At 73.1% G+C, this 17,030-nt stretch carries 16 protein-coding genes; 7 read left to right on the forward strand and 9 right to left on the reverse strand.

The window, feature by feature from the left end:
• Window positions 1–5: 5 nt before the first annotated feature.
• On the reverse strand, window positions 6–1,310 hold the full coding sequence (locus ACRDTB_RS23350) for a wax ester/triacylglycerol synthase domain-containing protein (protein ID WP_431433533.1): 1,305 nt from the start codon (window positions 1,308–1,310) through the stop codon (window positions 6–8).
• A 62-nt stretch (window positions 1,311–1,372) separates the two neighbouring features.
• Window positions 1,373–3,535 (reverse strand): PASTA domain-containing protein, encoded by a 2,163-nt coding sequence (locus tag ACRDTB_RS23355; protein WP_431433535.1) that lies wholly within the window; start codon window positions 3,533–3,535, stop codon window positions 1,373–1,375.
• A gap of 135 nt (window positions 3,536–3,670) precedes the next feature.
• On the opposite strand from ACRDTB_RS23355, the gene ACRDTB_RS23360 reads away from it, so the two are divergent.
• Window positions 3,671–4,039, forward strand: a complete 369-nt coding sequence (locus ACRDTB_RS23360) for an Rv2175c family DNA-binding protein (protein WP_431433537.1) — start codon at window positions 3,671–3,673, stop codon at window positions 4,037–4,039.
• A gap of 63 nt (window positions 4,040–4,102) precedes the next feature.
• On the opposite strand, the gene ACRDTB_RS23365 is transcribed toward ACRDTB_RS23360, so the two are convergent.
• The 4 genes from ACRDTB_RS23365 to ACRDTB_RS23380 all read right to left on the reverse strand — a co-directional run bounded on the left by ACRDTB_RS23365 (window position 4,103) and on the right by ACRDTB_RS23380 (window position 9,181).
• A complete protein-coding gene (locus tag ACRDTB_RS23365) occupies window positions 4,103–5,038 on the reverse strand; it encodes a phytoene/squalene synthase family protein (RefSeq protein ID WP_431433539.1) in 936 nt (311 codons plus the stop codon).
• Window positions 5,035–6,462, reverse strand: a complete 1,428-nt coding sequence (locus ACRDTB_RS23370; protein ID WP_431433541.1) for a hypothetical protein — start codon at window positions 6,460–6,462, stop codon at window positions 5,035–5,037. Before ACRDTB_RS23370 ends, ACRDTB_RS23365 begins: the two co-directional genes overlap by 4 nt.
• A 62-nt stretch (window positions 6,463–6,524) precedes the next feature.
• Window positions 6,525–8,057, reverse strand: a complete 1,533-nt coding sequence (gene crtI, locus ACRDTB_RS23375) for a phytoene desaturase family protein (RefSeq protein ID WP_431433543.1) — start codon at window positions 8,055–8,057, stop codon at window positions 6,525–6,527.
• A 2-nt stretch (window positions 8,058–8,059) separates the two neighbouring features.
• Complete coding sequence (locus ACRDTB_RS23380) at window positions 8,060–9,181, reverse strand: polyprenyl synthetase family protein (protein WP_431433544.1); 1,122 nt, start codon at window positions 9,179–9,181, stop codon at window positions 8,060–8,062.
• Window positions 9,182–9,278: 97 nt separating this feature from the next.
• Here ACRDTB_RS23380 and ACRDTB_RS23385 point away from each other — a divergent pair, with 97 nt between their 5' ends.
• Window positions 9,279–10,193: a methylenetetrahydrofolate reductase gene (locus ACRDTB_RS23385; RefSeq protein WP_431433546.1), complete on the forward strand. Its 915-nt coding sequence runs from the start codon at window positions 9,279–9,281 to the stop codon at window positions 10,191–10,193.
• Between the two features lie 11 nt (window positions 10,194–10,204).
• On the opposite strand, the gene ACRDTB_RS23390 is transcribed toward ACRDTB_RS23385, so the two are convergent.
• Window positions 10,205–10,900: an LppM family (lipo)protein gene (locus ACRDTB_RS23390; protein WP_431433547.1), complete on the reverse strand. Its 696-nt coding sequence runs from the start codon at window positions 10,898–10,900 to the stop codon at window positions 10,205–10,207.
• A gap of 91 nt (window positions 10,901–10,991) precedes the next feature.
• On the opposite strand from ACRDTB_RS23390, the gene ACRDTB_RS23395 reads away from it, so the two are divergent.
• Window positions 10,992–12,674 (forward strand): DUF885 domain-containing protein, encoded by a 1,683-nt coding sequence (locus ACRDTB_RS23395; protein WP_431433549.1) that lies wholly within the window; start codon window positions 10,992–10,994, stop codon window positions 12,672–12,674.
• 489 nt (window positions 12,675–13,163) lie between these two features.
• Window positions 13,164–13,370 (forward strand): hypothetical protein, encoded by a 207-nt coding sequence (locus tag ACRDTB_RS23400; RefSeq protein ID WP_431433551.1) that lies wholly within the window; start codon window positions 13,164–13,166, stop codon window positions 13,368–13,370.
• A 181-nt stretch (window positions 13,371–13,551) separates the two neighbouring features.
• Here ACRDTB_RS23400 and ACRDTB_RS23405 read toward each other — a convergent pair whose 3' ends face one another.
• Together ACRDTB_RS23405 and ACRDTB_RS23410 are read right to left on the reverse strand one after the other, a co-directional pair.
• Window positions 13,552–14,115, reverse strand: a complete 564-nt coding sequence (locus tag ACRDTB_RS23405; RefSeq protein ID WP_431433553.1) for a GNAT family N-acetyltransferase — start codon at window positions 14,113–14,115, stop codon at window positions 13,552–13,554.
• Window positions 14,112–14,633 (reverse strand): YbaK/EbsC family protein, encoded by a 522-nt coding sequence (locus ACRDTB_RS23410; RefSeq protein ID WP_431433555.1) that lies wholly within the window; start codon window positions 14,631–14,633, stop codon window positions 14,112–14,114. Before ACRDTB_RS23410 ends, ACRDTB_RS23405 begins: the two co-directional genes overlap by 4 nt.
• A gap of 218 nt (window positions 14,634–14,851) precedes the next feature.
• On the opposite strand from ACRDTB_RS23410, the gene ACRDTB_RS23415 reads away from it, so the two are divergent.
• From ACRDTB_RS23415 to ACRDTB_RS23425, 3 genes are read left to right on the forward strand one after another with little or no spacing between them, the layout of a single operon-like run.
• The gene (locus ACRDTB_RS23415) at window positions 14,852–15,268 is read left to right on the forward strand and encodes an SAV_6107 family HEPN domain-containing protein (RefSeq protein WP_431433557.1); all 417 of its coding nucleotides are present in this window, start codon (window positions 14,852–14,854) and stop codon (window positions 15,266–15,268) included.
• Entirely contained in the window at window positions 15,265–16,032 is a 768-nt protein-coding gene (locus ACRDTB_RS23420) for a maleylpyruvate isomerase N-terminal domain-containing protein (RefSeq protein WP_431433558.1), read from the forward strand. Before ACRDTB_RS23415 ends, ACRDTB_RS23420 begins: the two co-directional genes overlap by 4 nt.
• Before the next feature lie 32 nt (window positions 16,033–16,064).
• Complete coding sequence (locus ACRDTB_RS23425) at window positions 16,065–16,793, forward strand: VOC family protein (RefSeq protein WP_431433559.1); 729 nt, start codon at window positions 16,065–16,067, stop codon at window positions 16,791–16,793.
• Window positions 16,794–17,030: the final 237 nt, after the last annotated feature.

The raw sequence follows: 17,030 nt of genomic DNA on the forward strand, positions 1-17,030 counted from the left end.
CGGGGTTAGGCGCAGCGTTCGTGGAGGGTTGTGGCGGCCTTGGTGACGGCGGCGGCCAGCTCGTCGATGTCCGGCACCGCGTCCCGGTCCACCTGTAGTCCGATGTGGACGGAATCGCGGTAGGTCGAGACGGCGACGCCGAGCCCGGGTCCGGCCGCGAGCGGCGCGAAGGGGTAGACCTCCCGCAGCTCCGCCCCGCCCAGCGTCAGCGGCACCGGCGGCAGCGGCACGTTCGTCACCACCGTGTCGAACAGCAGCGGCGCCGCCGCGCCCACCGCCGGCGTGCATATCCGGTGCACCGCGGGAGGAACGAGGTTCGCCAGGATCGGCACCGCGCCCGGACCATCGGACGGCCCGGCCGCCTTGTTCCGGTCCATCGCCGCGCGCACGAACCGCAGCCGGTCCACCGGGTCCGCCAGGCCGACCGGCAGGTCACACAGGTAGCCCGACAGCTGGTTGCCGGACAGCTGGTTGCCGGACAGTTGGTTGCCGGACAGTTGATTGCCACCGTCCGACCCACCGCGGGCCCGCGTGTTCACGGGGATCAGCGCGCGCGGCGTCACCCCGTCCACCGGCCGGTCCCGCTGCGTCAGCCAGTGCCGCAGCCCGCCCGCGACCACCGCCAGCACCACGTCGTTCGTGGTGCCGCCGTGCTGCCTGCGGATCTGCCGCACGTCGGCGAGGTCCAGCCGGACGAACGCCAGCCGCCGGCCCGCCGACTCGCCCGTGACCAGTGCCGGGGTGGGCGGGCGGCGAGCCGCGCGGAGCACCGCGCCGGCCCGGGCCATCAGCTCGCGGCCCCGGCTCAGCAGGTCGCCGCGCTCCGTGGCCTCGCCGCTTCGCACGGCCGGCGCGGGCTGGTCGAACAGCGACCACGCCACGGCCACCGCGCCCGCGCCGTCCGCCAGCGAGTGGTGCAGCTTCAGCAGCAGGCCGAACTCTCCGTCGGCCAGCCCGGTCACCACGTGCAGGTCCCACGGCGGCCGGGAAAGGTCGAGCGGCGTGGCCATCCAGCCCGACGCGTACGCCTCGAAGGTCCGACGGTCCGGCACGCGGTACCCGCGCACGTGCGCGCCCGCGTCGAACCGGTCGTCGCCGCGCCACTGTGCGCCGCCCGGCGGGAACCAGACCGGATGCGCCCGCCTGCGCAGTACGGGCGTCTCGGCCGCGCGCGACACCAGTAGCTCGCGCAGCGCGGCCAGGTCCACGGGTCCGGACTGCCGGAACACCCCGACCGCGCCCAGGTGCATCGGCCGGGTGTGCGTCTCCAGGCACAGGAAAGCGACGTCCAATGCGCTGAGTCGTGCCATATCTCACCAGCCACCCGTGACCTTCGCATGGTCGGGGCGTTAAGGCGGCGAGTCGTCGCCGGTCAGGGAATGGTGATGAGAACGACGGTCGAGCCGGGCTGCACGCGGTTGTTGGCGCCCGGGTTCTGACTGAACACCCGACCGGCGCCGCCGATCTGCTGCACCTGGACCCCTAACCCCAGCCCCTGCAGGATGGCCTGCGCCTCCTGTGGGGACCGGTTGGTCACGTCGGGGACGGTCACCGCGTTCGACGTGACCACCTGCACGTCCTTGTTGTTGGCGTCGGCGGGGAACGTGTTCGCCGGCGGGTTGGTGCCGATCACCTTGCCGCCGTCGATGTCCTTGTCGAACTGCTGCGGGGCGTCCACCGGGTTGTAGCCCGCCTCCTGGATCGCCGCGAACGCCTCGTCCCGCGACTTGCCGCGTACGTCCGGCACCGGCTTCGGCTCGACACCCTTGCTGACGATGATGTCGACCCGTTCGCCGAGCCGCAGCTGGGTGCCGCTGCTGGGTTCGAGCCGGATCACGTTGCCCTTGGGCACGTCGTCGTTGTACTCCTGCAGGCCGTCGTCGAGGCCGGGCTGCAGGCCGTTCTTCTTGATCGCCTGCCGAGCCGTCTCGACGCTGGCGCCGGGCCGCACATCGGGCACCGTCGGCGGGCCGGCGGAGACGGTCACGGTCACGGTGTCGCCCCGCAACGCCTCCACGCCCTGCCGTGGATCGGTCTTGATCACCCGGCCCGAGTCCACGTCGTCGCTGAACACCCGCACGAGCCGGTACGTGAGGTCGGCGTCGGTGAGGAGCTGCTCGGCCCTCGGCCCCGTCTCTCCCGTCACGTCCGGCACGGTGGCGAACCGGCCGGAGGCGAACCACCACGTGGTCGTCGCGATCAGGGCGAGCGCCAGCACGGCGGCGAGGCTCCACAGCGCGATGTTGCCGCCCCGCTTCGGCGGCCCGCCGGGCCGGCGGGGCCGCGTCGGCGGCGGTGGCATCGGCGGTACGGGCATGCCCATGCTCGGCGAGCCCATCGGTGTGCCCATGCTCGGCGGGCCGAGCGCGGGCTGCGGCACGCCGAACGGTGCGGACGGCATGGCCGGCGGGGGCGCCTGGTCCAGGTCGGTGCGCAGCATCGCACGGGTGCCCTGCGGGCCCATCGCCTGAAAGCCGGCCGGCGCCGGGCGCACCACCGTCGCGTTGGCGACCGCGGCCTGCTGGCCGACCTCGACGGGGTCCAGGTCCCGGGAGGTCGCCTCCGGGTCGACCGGCTGGCCGGCCGCCTGGGCGCGCTCGACCGGTGACACCGGCACCGTGCGGTCCTGGATGGTCGGCTCGGGCACCGGGACCGGCATCCTGGGCAGCGCCAGCTGGGTACGCAGGCTCTCCAGCTCGGCCAGGAACGCGGCGCCGTCCGCCGGGCGAGTCGCCGAGTCGCGACGGGTGGCCCGCACGACCAGCTCGTCCAGCGCCGGTGGCAGCCCCGGGACGCGCTGGCTCGGGGCGGGCACGTCGTCGTTCACGTGCCGGTAGGCGATCGACAGCGGGTTGTCGCCGGTGTAGGGCGTGACGCCGGTAAGCGCCTCGTACAGCACGATGCCGGCCGAGTACACGTCGCCGCGGGCGGTCGCGGCGCCGGTGGTGACCTGCTCGGGGGACAGGTACGCGACCGTGCCGAGGATGACGCTGGAGCTCGTGGTGCCGGCGCTGGAGACGGCGCGGACCAGGCCGAAGTCGCCGACCTTGACCGCCGTGCCGTGCTCGCCGCCGTGCCCGATCAGCACGTTCTCCGGCTTGACATCGCGGTGCACCAGGCCGGCCCGGTGCGCCGCGGCGAGCGCGCCGAGCACCGGCTCCATGATCGAGAGGGCGAGCGGCGGGTCCAGCGCGCCGCGCTCGGTGATGAGGTCACGCAGAGTGCCGCCGTCGACCAGCTCCATCACGAGGTAGACCAGGGAGCCCTCGGGGCCGGTGTCCACTCCCTGGTCGTGCACGGCCACGACGTTCGGATGATGGATCTTGGCGGCCGACCGGGCCTCGCGCTCGAAGCGGTCGACGAAGGCGCGGTCGTCGGCGAACCGCGCGTCCATGACCTTGATCGCGACCCGGCGGTCGAGCCGGGTGTCCAGCCCGCGGTAGACCGACGACATGCCACCACGCGCGAGCAGTGCGTCGATCCGATACCGCCGTTCGAGCAGCGCACCGATCAGCCGGGCTCCCCTTTCGTCCACGCCCGTGATGGTACGGAGCCCGCCGCGTGCTCGTGGTCAAGCCGTCGATTCTGTGGCCGTGCCGTGTTTGCGGTTAGCGGAGAGCGGCCGGAATCATCCGGGCACGGCGGTCTGTGCTGTGGCATCGTGAAAGGCGTGAGTGCGACACCCTCCGCCGACGACGTGCTCGATCCCGAAGTCGAGGTGCTGACGCTGCCCGACGTGGCCGAGCGGCTCGAACTTGCGGTGACGAAGGTGCGGCAGGCGCTGCGGGACGGTCAGCTGGTCGCGGTCCGCCGCGACGGAACGCTGCGCGTGCCGGCTGCCTTCATCACCGACGACGGCTCGATCGTCAAGGGACTCCCCGGCACCATCACGGTCCTCGCGGACGCCGGCTTCACGCCGGACGAGATGGTCCGGTGGCTGTTCACCGCGGACGACTCCCTGCCCGGCCGACCCATCGACGCGCTGCGTGCGACGGGCGGCCGCGAGGTCAAGCGCCGGGCTCAGGCCCTCGCGCTCTGACGGGCGGGTCCGTTCCTCCGCGTCCCCGGCACGGCGCACGCGCTCCGTGCCGGTACGGCGTACTCAGGCGTCGCCCGACACTCGCAGCGGCGGCTGCCGGCGCGCCCCCGTGCGGCTGGCGACCGCGCGGATGAGGCCGGGCACCGCCACCCCCAGCCGCCGGTGGGCCGGCACCACGACGCGCCGCCCGAGCACGGCGTAATCGTTCGCCTCGATCTCGACGAGGATCCGCCGGTACAGGACGGCCGCGGTGCGCACGCACGGCCGCGACTCGCGGCGCAGCAACGCGATCCCGGGCTCGGCCTGCCGGTACACGGCGTGCGTGTAGGCCACCAGGTGCGCGAGCGCGCGTCGCACGGCCGGGTCGGGCCGGCCGGTGCGGTGCGCCCGCTCCAGCCGGGCCCGGTCCACGCCGAACGCGGCGAGCTCCGCGGCCGGCAGGTAGAGCCGCCCGCGGTCGAGGTCCTCGCCGACGTCGCGCAGGAAGTTCGTCAGCTGGAACGCCTCGCCGAGCGCGGCCGCGTACGGGGCGGCGTCCTCGGCCGGGCCGACCGTGCCGAGCACGGGCAGCAGCTGCAGCCCGATCACCCCGGCCGACCCGTGCACGTACCGCGCCAGCTCGGCGAAGGTCCGGTAGCCGGTGACGGTCAGGTCCATCCGCATCGAGGCGAGGAAGTCGGCGAACAGCGCGGGCTCGATCCGGTGCCGCCGGACCGTGTCGGCGAGCGCGGTGAGCACCGGGCTCGCCGTCCGCCCGCCCAGTGCCGCGCGGACCTCGCGCTCGAAGACGGCCAGCTCCCGCGCCCGGTCGCCGACGGAGCTGGCGGTCACGTCGTCGACGATCTCGTCGGCGAGCCGCGCGAAGGCGTACAGCGCGTGCACCGCCGGCCGCCGGTCCGCGGGCAGCAGCCGGGTGGCGAGGAAGAAGGTGCGCCCGTGGCGCGCGTTGATCCGCCGGCAGGCCCGGTACGCGGCGGCCAGGTCGGGGCCGCCGCTCACCGTGTGCAGCTCACCCACTGGCCGGCGGGGCACGCGTCGTGCTCGGTGCGGTAGTCGGCGACGAGCTTCGTGGTGAGCGCGTGCGCGGACACGGGGTCGTCGGCGGCGGTGACGAGCGTCGCCGAGCACGCCGACCTCGTGCCGGCCATGCACCTGCGCAGCTGGTCGGTGGCGTGGTCGCGCCAGTACCGGTTGGACACCACGCCGTACTTCCACGGCGTGCCGCCCGCCCTGATCTCGTACACGGCGTGGCTTCCCTCGGTCTTGTCGCCGTCCGCGGCGGCGGGCGTCGCGGCCGCCCAGGTCTCGAGGTCGCCGACGTCCGGCGGGTCGGCGAGGACCAGCGCGGACCACCGCGCGCCGTACGGGTGTGTGCCGGGCACGGAGTTCGCCCGCTGGTAGAAGCTCTTCCACTGCGGCGAGGTGATCTTGCAGCTGATCTTGCTGGCCGCGCCCGGGGCCACCGGGCCGGCGTTCGACTGGCAGGTGCCGAGCTTGGCGCCGTCGCCGGTCCAGTCCGCCCGCAGGTGCACGCGGACCGCGGACTTGGCCGTGTTCTTGATGTCCACGATCAGCGTGCAGCTGGGCGCGCCGCACTGGGCGAACCGGTGCGCGCCCTGCTCGACGCCGGTCACCGCGTCGACGGCCGCGGTCAACCCACCCGCGGTCTTGGTGAGCGACTGGTAGTGCGCCACCGCGTCCGGCGAGCTGTCCGCCACGTCGAGCAGCACGTCGGTGACCGAGGTGTTCTCGCCGCTGCCGAGGCGGTCGAGCTCGAAGCGCAGCACGCCGTGCGGCGCGGCGGTCGCGAAGTAGACGGTGCCGCCGTCGACCTCGACCGCGTAGACGTCGACGCCCGCGATGCTCTCCTTCGGGTTGCGCTCCAGCTCCAGCTTGGCGGTCCGGTCGCCGACCTTGCCGGCGGTCTGGGCGACCACGTCCGGGGTGAAGATCTCGCCGAACTCGACGCCGATCAGCGAGGTCGGCAGCTTGACCCAGCGGTTGGCGAGCGCGCTGCCGTCGCCGGAGGTCACCCCGAAGCGGGTGACCATGCCGTTCCAGAAGTTCGCGGCGGCCTTGAGGTAGAGCGTCTTGTCGACGTAGAGGACGGTGGCGGGCAGCGCGTCGATGGTGATCGTGCCGGACACCTCCCCGGTCAGCGTGGCGGTGAGGTCGACGGTGAGCTCGGCGCCGTCCGCCGCGACCAGGGAGCCGGTGTAGTGGACCGCCGCCGCCTCGGCGAAGTCGACCAGCGCCTGCGAGGTGCCCTCGGCGGTCGTCAACGGACCGATGTCCACCCCTTCGGGTGAGCCGGCGATCGCGTTGGTGCAGCCGGCGACCGCGAAGGCCAGCCCGGCCGCGAGCCCGGCGATCATGCCGCGGCGCCTCGCGGCACCTCGTCGCCCGGCGTCATCTCCCCGCATGGTGACTCCCCATCCGGCCGCCGGCACGGCGGCGCCGCACATTCCACGGGGAGTATCCCAGGTCAGCGGGCCGACGTGTGGGGTAGCCACCTGACGGCTTGACTACGAATCGGTGCACCCCCGATACGCGCTGCGGCCAGCCGCCCGGAGACCAGCACCGATGGCACGCCGACCCCGGGCGTGGTGCCGCACCCGGCCAGCACGACGTTGTCTGGCAGGTTCCGGCCACGAGCGAGGTTCCGCGGCCGGAACGGCCCGGTCTGGCGGAACGTGTGGGCCAGGGAGAACGGCGTTCCGGCCGCCAGTCCGGCCGCCGCCCAGTCGGCCGGGGTCACGAGCCGCGACACCTCGACGGACGCGCCGAGGCCGGTCAGCCCGCGTGCCTCGAGGACCGCGAGCAGCTCGTCCCGGTACGCCGGCCCGACCCGGCGCCAGTCGACGGGGCCGACCGCGAGGTTCGGGCACGGCGCCAGCACCGAGAGCAGCTCACGGCCGGCCGGCGCGAGTTCAGGGTCGGTCGCCGTGGGTCGGGTGACGAGCAGCGACGGGTCGCTCATCAGCCTGCCGCGGACCAGGATCTCGTCGAACGTCCGGGTCCACGCGTCGCCGAAGAACACCGTGTGGTGGGCGAGCTGCGGCCAGCTCCGCGCGACGCCGACGTGCAGCAGCACCGCGGACGGCGACCATCGCGGCCGCACCGGCCGGCGCGGTGCCCCGCCGAGCAGCCGGTAGCTCACCGGCAGGTCCGGCGTCAGCACCACCGCGTCGCATGCGATCCGCTCGCCGTGCGTGGTGCGTACGGCGGTGACGCGCGCGCCGGCCCGCTCCAGCCACGCCGCGCCCGTGCCGTACCGCAGCGACGCCCCGTGCGTCGCCGCGGCGTCGGCCAGCGCCGCGGCGACGGCGCCGACCCCGCCGCGTGGGACGTACACGCCGGCCACCGTGTCCATGTACGCGATCACCCCGTACGCGGCGAGCGCCTGGTGCGGGGCGAGGCCGGCGTAGAGCGACTGGAACGAGAACACCCGTCGCAGCCGCTCGTCGGACAGGAACCGGCCGACCGCCGGGCCGAGCCGGCCGAACCCGCCGACCGCCGCGAGCCGGGCCAGCCCCGGGCGGACGATGTCGAGGGGCGAGTCGAAGTTCGCCCCGATGAACTCGTCGCGCTGCAGCCGGTAGAGCCCGGTGAGCCAGGACCGCAGCCGCCGGTAGCCGGCGGCCTCCCGCGGCCCGGCGAACCGGCGCACCTCGTCGGCCATGGCGTCCGCGTCGGCGTGCACGTCGAGGCTCGACCCGTCCGCGAACCGCGCGCGGTAGGACGGGTCCAGCCGGGTGAGCGTGAGGCGGTCGGTGAGTGACTCGCCGACCGCGGCGAGTGCCTCGTCGACCAGCTCCGGCATCGTCAGCACCGCGGCACCGGTGTCGATGCGGTAGCCGTTCATGGTGGCCGAGCCGGCTCGCCCGCCCGGCCCGTCGGCGCTCTCCAGGACGGTCACCGACCGGCCCGAGCCGAGCAGGTGCAGCGTCGCGGAGAGCCCGGCGAGCCCGGCCCCGACCACGACCACGTGATCGGTCGGCCCAGGCAGGCCGCGCATGGCTAGCGGTCTCGCCGGGTCGCGGCCACCGCCAGGTCCCGCAGGCGCGTGACGCCCGGATCGGCGAGTCCGGCCCGGTCGAGCGCGGCCATCGCGGACGAGGTCAGCGACTCGATCCGCCGCTCCAGCTCCTCGACCGCGCCGAGGTCGACCAGTGCCTCGCGGACGCGCGTGAGCGTCTCCGGCACCAGGTCCGGGTTGCCGAGCGCGCGCCGCATCAGGTCGGCGTCGGCGTGCCGGCCCGCCCGGGTGGCGTAGTCCAGGCCGAGCGCCATCAGCAGCGTCCGCTTGCCCTCGCGCAGGTCGTCACCCGCCGGCTTGCCGGTGACCTCGGTGTCGCCGAACATCCCGAGCAGGTCGTCGCGCAGCTGGAACGCGACACCGATGTCCGTGCCGAACCTTCGCACCGCCTCGACGGTGGCCGGCCCGGCGCCGGCGAACGCGACGCCCATGTGCAGCGGGCGCTCCACCGTGTACGCGGCGGTCTTGAGCCGGGCCACGCCGAGCGCCCGCTCCTCGGACTCGTCGCCCTCGGCCTGCGCGAGCACGTCCAGGTACTGGCCGGCGAACATCTCCGCGCGCATCGCCTGCCACGGCCCGCGCGCGGCGGCCCGCATGTCCGGCTCCAGCTCGGCACCGGAGAACATGTCGTCCGCCCAGGCCAGCGCGAGGTCGCCGAGCAGGATCGCGGCGGCCGTGCCGAACCGCTCGGGTTCGCCCGCCCAGCCGCCCGCGCGGTGGGCCTCGGTGAACCGGACGTGCACTGTCGGCCGGCCGCGACGCAGCTCGGAGGCGTCCATGATGTCGTCGTGCACGAGCGCGCACGCCTGGATCAGCTCCAGCGCGCTGACCGCGTGCAGCACCGCCCGTGCTCGCGGCCCGTCCGGCTCGCCGCCCGCGGCCCGCCAGGCCCACCACGCGAACGTCGGACGCAGCCGCTTCCCGCCGCCCAGCGCGAAGTCGGTCAGCGTGTCGACGGCGTGCGCGAACGTCCGGGCGAGCTCTGGCAACTCGGCCCGGCGCTCGGCGAGGTAGCGGGCGAGGATGTCCTCGACGTGCCGGTGCACGGCCGCATCGATGGACCGGTCGACCGCGGTCGGGAGCTCAGGGGCCACGCCGACCATGGTGCGTGGTGGGCCATGTCCGCATACCAGCGGGGGTCCGCTCGGGATGGCCCGGGAGTCGAGTTGCGCATGACGCTGCTTCACTACTCTGGGGCCCATGACTTCGGTGGTGGCGCGTATTCCGGGTGACCGGCCGGTGTTCTCCGTCGAGTTCATGCCCCCGCGCGACGACGCGGACGAGCGGCGGCTGTGGAACTCGATCCGCTCGCTGGAGGGCCTGGATCCGGCGTTCGTGTCGGTCACCTACGGCGCGGGCGGGTCCAGCCGGGACCGGACCATCCGCACGACCGGCCGCGTGGTCCGGGAGACGACGCTGGTGTCGATGGCCCACCTCACGGCCGTCGACCACTCGGTCGCCGAGCTGCGCAACGTCATCGGGTGGTACGCCGAGCTGGGCGTGCGGAACGTGCTCGCCTTGCGGGGTGACCCGCCCGGCGACCCGATGGGCGAGTGGGTCATGCATCCGGAGGGCCTCGAGTACGCCGAGGAGCTGGTGCGCCTGGTCCGCGAGCTCGGCGACTTCTGTGTCGGCGTCTCGGCGTTCCCCTACGGCCACCCGCGCTCGGCCGACCTGGACACCGACACCGACTACCTGGTCCGCAAGCTCCGCGCCGGCGCGGACTTCGCGATCGCCCAGCTGTTCTTCGAGGCCGACGACTTCCTGCGGATGCGCGACCGGGTCGCCGCGCGCGGCTGCGACGCGCTGCTGGTGCCCGGCGTCATGCCGCTGACCACGCCGAAGATCATGTCCAAGACCGTCGAGCTGTCCGGCGCCCAGGTGCCGCGCGCGCTCGCCGACCGGCTGGGCCCGCTGACCGACGACCCGAAGGCGTTCCGCGCGGCCGGCATGGACGTCACCGAGGAGCTGTCGCGGCGGCTGCTCGCCGAGGGCGTGCCGTGCCTGCACTTCTACACGTTCAACCTGTCCAAGGCGACCAAGGAGATGGTGGCCCGGCTCGGCCTGGTGCCGGCTCGCCCCGAGACGCGGGCCAACTTACGGCCGGTCGGCTAGGTAGGAGCTCCTCAGTAGGTCGCCCGCCGGGCCTGTGCCCGTTCCAGCTTGAGCGTGCGGCGGTGCGTGAACAGCGCCAGCAGCACGACGAGCACCGCCACCCCGATCGCGCCGCCGCCGACCATCGCGACCCACTGCGCCCAGGACATGCCCGACGAGTCCGAGTACGCGGCGACCGCGCGGAACTCCGTGACCGCGGCGGGCTTCGGTTCCCAGCTGATCGTGCCGTCGGTGTTGTCGCCGTTGGTGCGGGAGATCCGGCCCGGGAAGGCGATCTTGACCTGCACGTCGGCACGTTCCTTGGGCACCCGGGTCAGGTCGATCGAGCCGCCCAGCGTGACCAGTTCGCCGGAGCGGCGGAACGACAGCCGGTACTGCTGCTGCGGGGAGATCGACTCGGCCAGCAGCGAGACGTCGCTGAACCGCAGGCCGGTGAGCGTGACCTTCTGGCCGACGTAGCCGTCCGCGGTGTAAGGCTCGGTCCGGACCTTCTCGGTGAGCTCGGGCGGGACGGTGAGGCTCGGGCCGTTGTCATCCTTGTTCACCGGCAGCGCCGCGATGACGAGCTCGCCGGAGATCAGGTCGTCGGAGGACACCGCGAGCGCGGCGTGGATGCGGACGCAGCCGGTGAGCGAGGCCACCAGCACGCCGCACAGCACGACGAGACCGAGCAGTCTGCGAACGTGATCGCTGCCGGCGGTGCGCACCGGAACATCCTGCCAGCCTCGGATCGACATCCGGACACCAGGCGGTTTCCCGTTCGAAAAGAACGTGCGGGGTTGGGTAGCGTCCCGTGGCATGGACACCCCCCTGCACCGCGTTTGTGACTCCTATGTGGACGATTACGTCCGGCTCGACCCGATCGTGGCAACGGCTCTCGGCATCCCCGGTTACGACGACCAGCTGCCGGACCTGTCCCCGGACGGGCACGCCGAGCGGGCCGGGCTGACCGCGAAAGCGCTGCGCGAGGTGGGTGGGCTGGAGCCGGCGGACGACGGAGAGCGGGACGCGAAGGCGGTGCTCACCGAGCGGCTCGGCATCGAGCAGGAGGTGTACGACGCCGGCCTGGTGCTGTCGTCGCTGAACGTGCTGGCGAGCCCGGCGCAGGAGCTGCGCCAGGCGTTCGACCTGATGCCGACGGGTTCCCCGCAGGAGTGGCGCACGATCGCGGCCCGGATGTCCCGGATACCCGACGCGCTGGCGAGCTACCGGGAGAGCCTGCGGTACGCGGCCGGGCAGGGCACGGTCGCGGCGGCCCGGCAGGTGCGCAAGGTGGCCGAGCAGTGCCGCACGTGGGCCGGGCTGGGCGACGAGCCGGCGTTCTTCGCGGCGTTCGCCTCGGGTGCGGAGGTCGACGACTCGACGGACGCCGCGCTGCGGGCCGACCTCGACGCCGGCGCGGCGGCGGCGGGGCAGGCCTATGCGGACCTGGCGGTGTTCCTGAGCGAGGAGCTGCTGGCGAAGGCGCCGGCGGAGGACGCGGTCGGCGAGGACGTCTACGCGCTCTGGTCGCGGATGTACCTCGGCGCGCGGCTGGACCTGCGTGAGGCCTACGAGTGGGGCTGGGCGGAGTTCACCCGGATCGAGAACGAGATGAAGGAGGTCGCCGGCCGAATCAAGGCGGGTGCGGGCATCCGGGAGGCGAGCGAGGCGCTCGACGCCGACCCCCGGTACCGGATCGCCGGAGTCGAGCCGTTCCGCGAGTGGATGCAGGGGCTCGCCGACCGGGCGCTGGCCGACCTGCGTGGCGTGCACTTCGAGATCCCGGCCGAGATCATGCGACTGGACTGCAAGATCGCGCCGCCGGGCGGGGGTTCCGGCGCGTACTACACGGGCCCGTCGGACGACTTCTCCCGGCCCGGCGCGATGTGGTGGTCGCTGCCGCCGGACAAGGACGAGTTCACCACGTGGCGCGAGGTGAGCATCGTCTACCACGAGGGCGTGCCGGGCCACCACATGCAGATCGCGACCGCGACGTACGAGTTCGCGCGGCTGAACAAGTACCAGCGGCTGCTGGCCTGGGTGCCGGCCTACAGCGAGGGCTGGGCGTTGTACGCGGAGCGGCTGATGCGCGAGTTCGGCTACCTGTCCGACGACGGCAACCTGCTGGGCATGCTGAACGAGAACCTGTTCCGCGCGGCCCGGGTGATCGTCGACATCGGCATGCACCTGCGCCTGGAGATCCCGCGGGGCACGGGTTTCCACGAGGGTGAGCGGTGGACGCCGGAGCTGGGCCTGGAGTTCGTGCTGACCCGCACGATCACCGAGGAGGCCCTGGTCCGCGACGAGATCGACCGCTACCTCGGCTGGCCGGGCCAGGCCCCGGCCTACAAGCTGGGTGAGCGCCTGTGGCTCTCGGCCCGCGACGACGCCCGGGCCCGGGCCGGTTCGTCCTTCGACCTCAAGGAGTTCCACATGCGGGCGCTGCGCATGGGGCAGATGGGCCTGGACACGCTTCGCGAACGCCTGGCCGCGCTGTAGGGCACGAGCTGTCCGCGGCCCCGCAGGCTTTCGTGCCGATCATGTCGGTGCCCGCCAACAGGCCAGCCCATGTTTTGCGGCGGCTGGGTGACAACAGGCTTGTACCGTGGCCTCGTGTTCGGACCCGTTGAGTTCCCTCCAGCTGCGGCAGAAGTGCTGGTCCGCTGCCGTCGCGTCGGCGTGGTCGTGGACTTCGTGCTGCTGCGCGGGACTGACGGGCAGCACGCTCACCGGGCGGCCGCGGTCGTCGGTGTAGCTGAGGCGGCGCCTGGGACGATGCTCGGTGGGCGGTCGAGTGCGGATCGGTCGATCCGGAAACGCTCATCGGGCGCCGGCTGACCCTGGCCGAGTTCTACGGGCCCCGATTCGACCCGGTGACTGGCGCGCTGCGAGCCGAGCAACCTGCCGTCAGGTGCCCGCACGTCATCGACGGCCGAGGATTCGTCGATGCCCTGCTTGACCCGCCGTACGGCCTTGGCCCTGCCCAAGATGGACACTTCAGTCGGCGCGCTCGACACCGAGGCGCTGCTTCGCGACGTCCTATGCACGCCCGGCCGCGATGCCAGGATCTGGCACTGGAACGGAGACCGGTGCCGCTACTTCGACGCCGGCCGGGACCGGTGGGGCGCGTCGGCGTGGACGATCCGCACCAGCCCAACCGAGGTCGTGACCATCGCCGCATCTACGACGGACTGAACGCCGGGCATAACCAATGGGCTGTCGGTCCCCGCCGGTAGGCTGGAAATCGGGGGACCCCCTCGGGGTTGTCCACAATGCGTGTGGCTGTCCACAGATTCGTGAGCGCGGGCAGGTCTTGTCGGTGTCCGCCAGTAGGCTGGTGATCGGGGGGCCGGAGGCCGCCCGCCCTCACAGGCCCTCACAGGGGCAGAGTTCGGCCCAGGACCCCGAACGGGCGCGGATCTCCGGTGAAGCGGTAGTTGCGCAGCACGTCGGTGAAGCACATCCGGTAGTACAGCCGCCACGCCCGCGACGGGCCCTCGGGCGTGGACAGCAGCACCTTGGCGGCCGGCACGTCCGCGAGCAGCCGGCGCAGCAGGTCCTCGCCCACGCCGCGGCCTTGGCCCGCCGGCCGTACGTGCACCTCTGTGAGCTCGAAGTAGTCGTCGAGCCACTCGTCGGCGAACTTCTGGCCGGACCGATCCACGATGCCGCGCCGCACCTGCTCGTGCCACCACTGGCCCGGCGCGCCGTGGTAGCCGTACGCGATCCCGACCAGTGCGTCGTCCGGGTCGATAGCGGCCACGCACCGCCAGCCCGCGCGCAGCATGTGTGCGAGCCACATCGGTGCCCGCTGCTCGGCCGTGCCCATTGGGTAGTGCATCGCGGTGACATACAGCGACAACGCCTCGGGCAGGCGGGCTCGCAGCTCGTTCTGGCTGAGGTCGACGAACCGCTCGACCCGAGGTGGAACCGCGGTCACGACACGTGATTGTCCTCCCCGACCGCCACGTCCGCAGCCATGCCCCCCGTGAGCTCGACCAGCTCCCCGAACGTCGTGGGGAACACGGACTTCGGATGACCCGCCGCGGCCCACACGGCCTCGTGGCCCGCCAGTGCGTTGTCGACGAGCGTGACGATCGGCCGTGGATGCCCGACCGGCGCCACCCCGCCGATCACCTGCCCGGTGTGCTCGCGCACGAACGCCGGATCCGCGCGGCCCACCGAGGTGGCACCGGCCAGCATGGCGAGCCGTGCGGTGTCGGCGCGGTGCGCGCCGGACGTCAGAGCCAGCAGCGGGAAGACCCGATCACCCTGCGTGGCCCGGAAGACCAGGCTGTTCGCGATCGCGCCGACCGGGACGCCCAGGGCCTCGGCGGCCGCCGAGGCGGTACGCACCTCGTCGTCGAGGACGCGGATCCCGTCGGCGGCGGCCGGCAGCCCGGCCTCGCGCAACGCGGCGGAGATCTTGCTGATCGCGGGGTGGTCCAGAGAGCTCATGGGCACATGAGAGCACACCTGTGGCACGGGTCGCCGCCGAAAATCCGGGCCGAGGTTGAGTCTGTCGGTGCCCGGAGTTAAGCTCGAATCGTTCGAACAAACGTTCGAGCACAGCCCGGTGGTGGGGTGGGGGAAGCGCCTCACCACCGGGCGCCGCCGGCTTCCCCACGGCGCGTCGTCACAACCGGTGACGAACTCGGACCGCGAGGAGGCCTCAGGTGACCACAACTCTGGACTACCGCGACAACGAGCCCCTGTCCGTGCCGGAGCCCGCGCTCACCCTGCTGTCCCAGGCCGAGCGGGGGCTCGCTGACGCGGAGGTCGACACCGAGCCGGCGCAACGGTTCGCCCAGGCGTACCTGGCCGCGCTGCGTGCGGCGGCGGCCCTGCTCGCCATGCGCGGGCGCCCGCACCGGGCGCGCTCGCGGCCGATGAGCGTGTGGACGCTGCTCGCCTCGGTGGCGCCCGAGCTGCGCGAGTGGGCGGCGTTCTTCGCGTCCTGCTCGTCCACCCGCGCCTCCGTGCAGGCCGGTATCACGCGCGCGGTCACCGCCCGGTCCGCGGACGACCTCGTACGCCAGTCCGGCCAGTTCCTCGGCCTCGTCACGCGTGCGATCCACGGCTCCACCCCATGACCGGTCGGGCACTGGCCCCGTACGGCCGCTTACTCGAGGTGCTGGAGGTCGAGGGGCAGCTGATGGCGTCGGCGGCACTGGGTGCCGACCCGAACCTGCCGGTGCGTTTCGCCGAGGGCATGACGCTGGGCGAGACGGTCCGGCACGTCGGCAGCGTCTACCGGATGGTGGTGGCGTGGCTGCGCGCCGAGGCCCAGCCGACCCGCTGGCAGCGCGCGCCGGTCCCCGGTCAGTCCTTGGTGGAGTATCTGCGGGCGGGGCATCGCGAGATCCTCACGGAGCTGTCCGCGCACGACCCGGCCGAGGGGGCGCCGACGTGGTGGCCCCTGGACCAGACGTACGGGTTCTGGTACCGCAGGCTGGCGCACGAGAGCGCGGTGCACCGCATCGACGTGCAGCAGGCGGCGGCCACGATGACCGTCGGCGCGTACAGCATCGACGACGAGATCGCGTACGACGGGGTCGACGAGATCCTGTCGCTGTGGTTCACCCACCGGCTCGGCGTGCTCGGGGTGACCAATTCGTGGACGGGCCGGGTCGCCGTGGTCGCCGGCCGCCGGCGGTGGATCGCGCAGATCGCGGCCACCGGCACGGCGTCGTGGCCGGCGGAGCCGGGTGAGCCGGCCGACGCCACGGTCTCCAGCGACCCGGCCGGGATGTACCTGTGGCTGTGGGGCCGCCGCTCGAGCGGCACGGCCACGCCGGACGGCGACCACGCGGGCGTCTCCCAGCTGTGGCACCTGCTGCGGCTCGCGACGCACTGAATTTGTCGGTGCGGTCGGCTAGCGTCCGGATCATGTCCACGCGACTGGTCAATGTGGTCGTCGACGCGGCCGATCCGCCCGCGCTGGCCCGGTTCTGGCGCGATCTGCTCGGCTGGCGGATCAGCCTGGAACTGCCCGACGAGGTCGACCTCCAGGCGCCGGCGGACGACGGCTGGCGGTTCGACCTCGTGTTCGTGCCGGTCACCGAGCCGAAGACGGTGCACAACCGCCTGCACCTCGACCTGGCCAGCGCGTCGGCCGACCAGCAGATGGTCACGCTCGACCGCGCCCTGGACCTCGGCGCCGAGCGTGTCGACGTCGGCCAGCGCAACGTCCCGTGGTTCGTCCTGGCCGACCCCGGTGGCAACGAGTTCTGCGTCCTCGACCCGCGCCCCGAGTACGCCATGACGGGTGCGGTGGCTGCGATCGTCATGGCGGCCGCGGACCCGGCCGGCCTGGCCGAGTTCTGGTCGGCGGCCTCCGGCTGGCCGGTGGTGCGCACGGGTGTCGAGTCCGCCTCGCTGCACGACCCGGACGGCCGCGGCCCGTGGCTGGAGCTGGTCCGCTCCGCGCACCCGCACGAGGTGAAGAATCGGGTCCACCTGGACGTGGCGCCGCACCCGGCCGGCTCGGTGACCGCCGAGGTGGCCCGGCTCGCGGACCTGGGCGCCAGCCAGATCGACATCGGCCAGCGCGACGTCCCCTGGCAGGTCCTGGCCGACCCGGAGAGCAACGAGTTCTGCGTCCTCACCCCTCGCTGACACCCAAACCGTCAGCCCCCGCCCGTAGGCGGGAAATCGGGGACCCCGGTGCGGTAGTCCACAGGCTTTGGCTTGGTGGCGCGGTTTTGTCGGTGTGCGCCGGTAGATTTGAAATCGGGGGTTCTTGGGTTCTGGGGTCGTTGCGACACTGTCGTTGGTGAGGTGGTGTTGTGGTGGGGCGGTTGTCGTTGCTGCGGGTTGTGCGGGTGTGGTTCTGGGTGGAGGTTTGGGTGGGGT

The sequence above is a fragment of the Actinophytocola sp. genome (genome assembly GCF_050699935.1).
Lineage (GTDB): Bacteria > Actinomycetota > Actinomycetes > Mycobacteriales > Pseudonocardiaceae > Actinophytocola.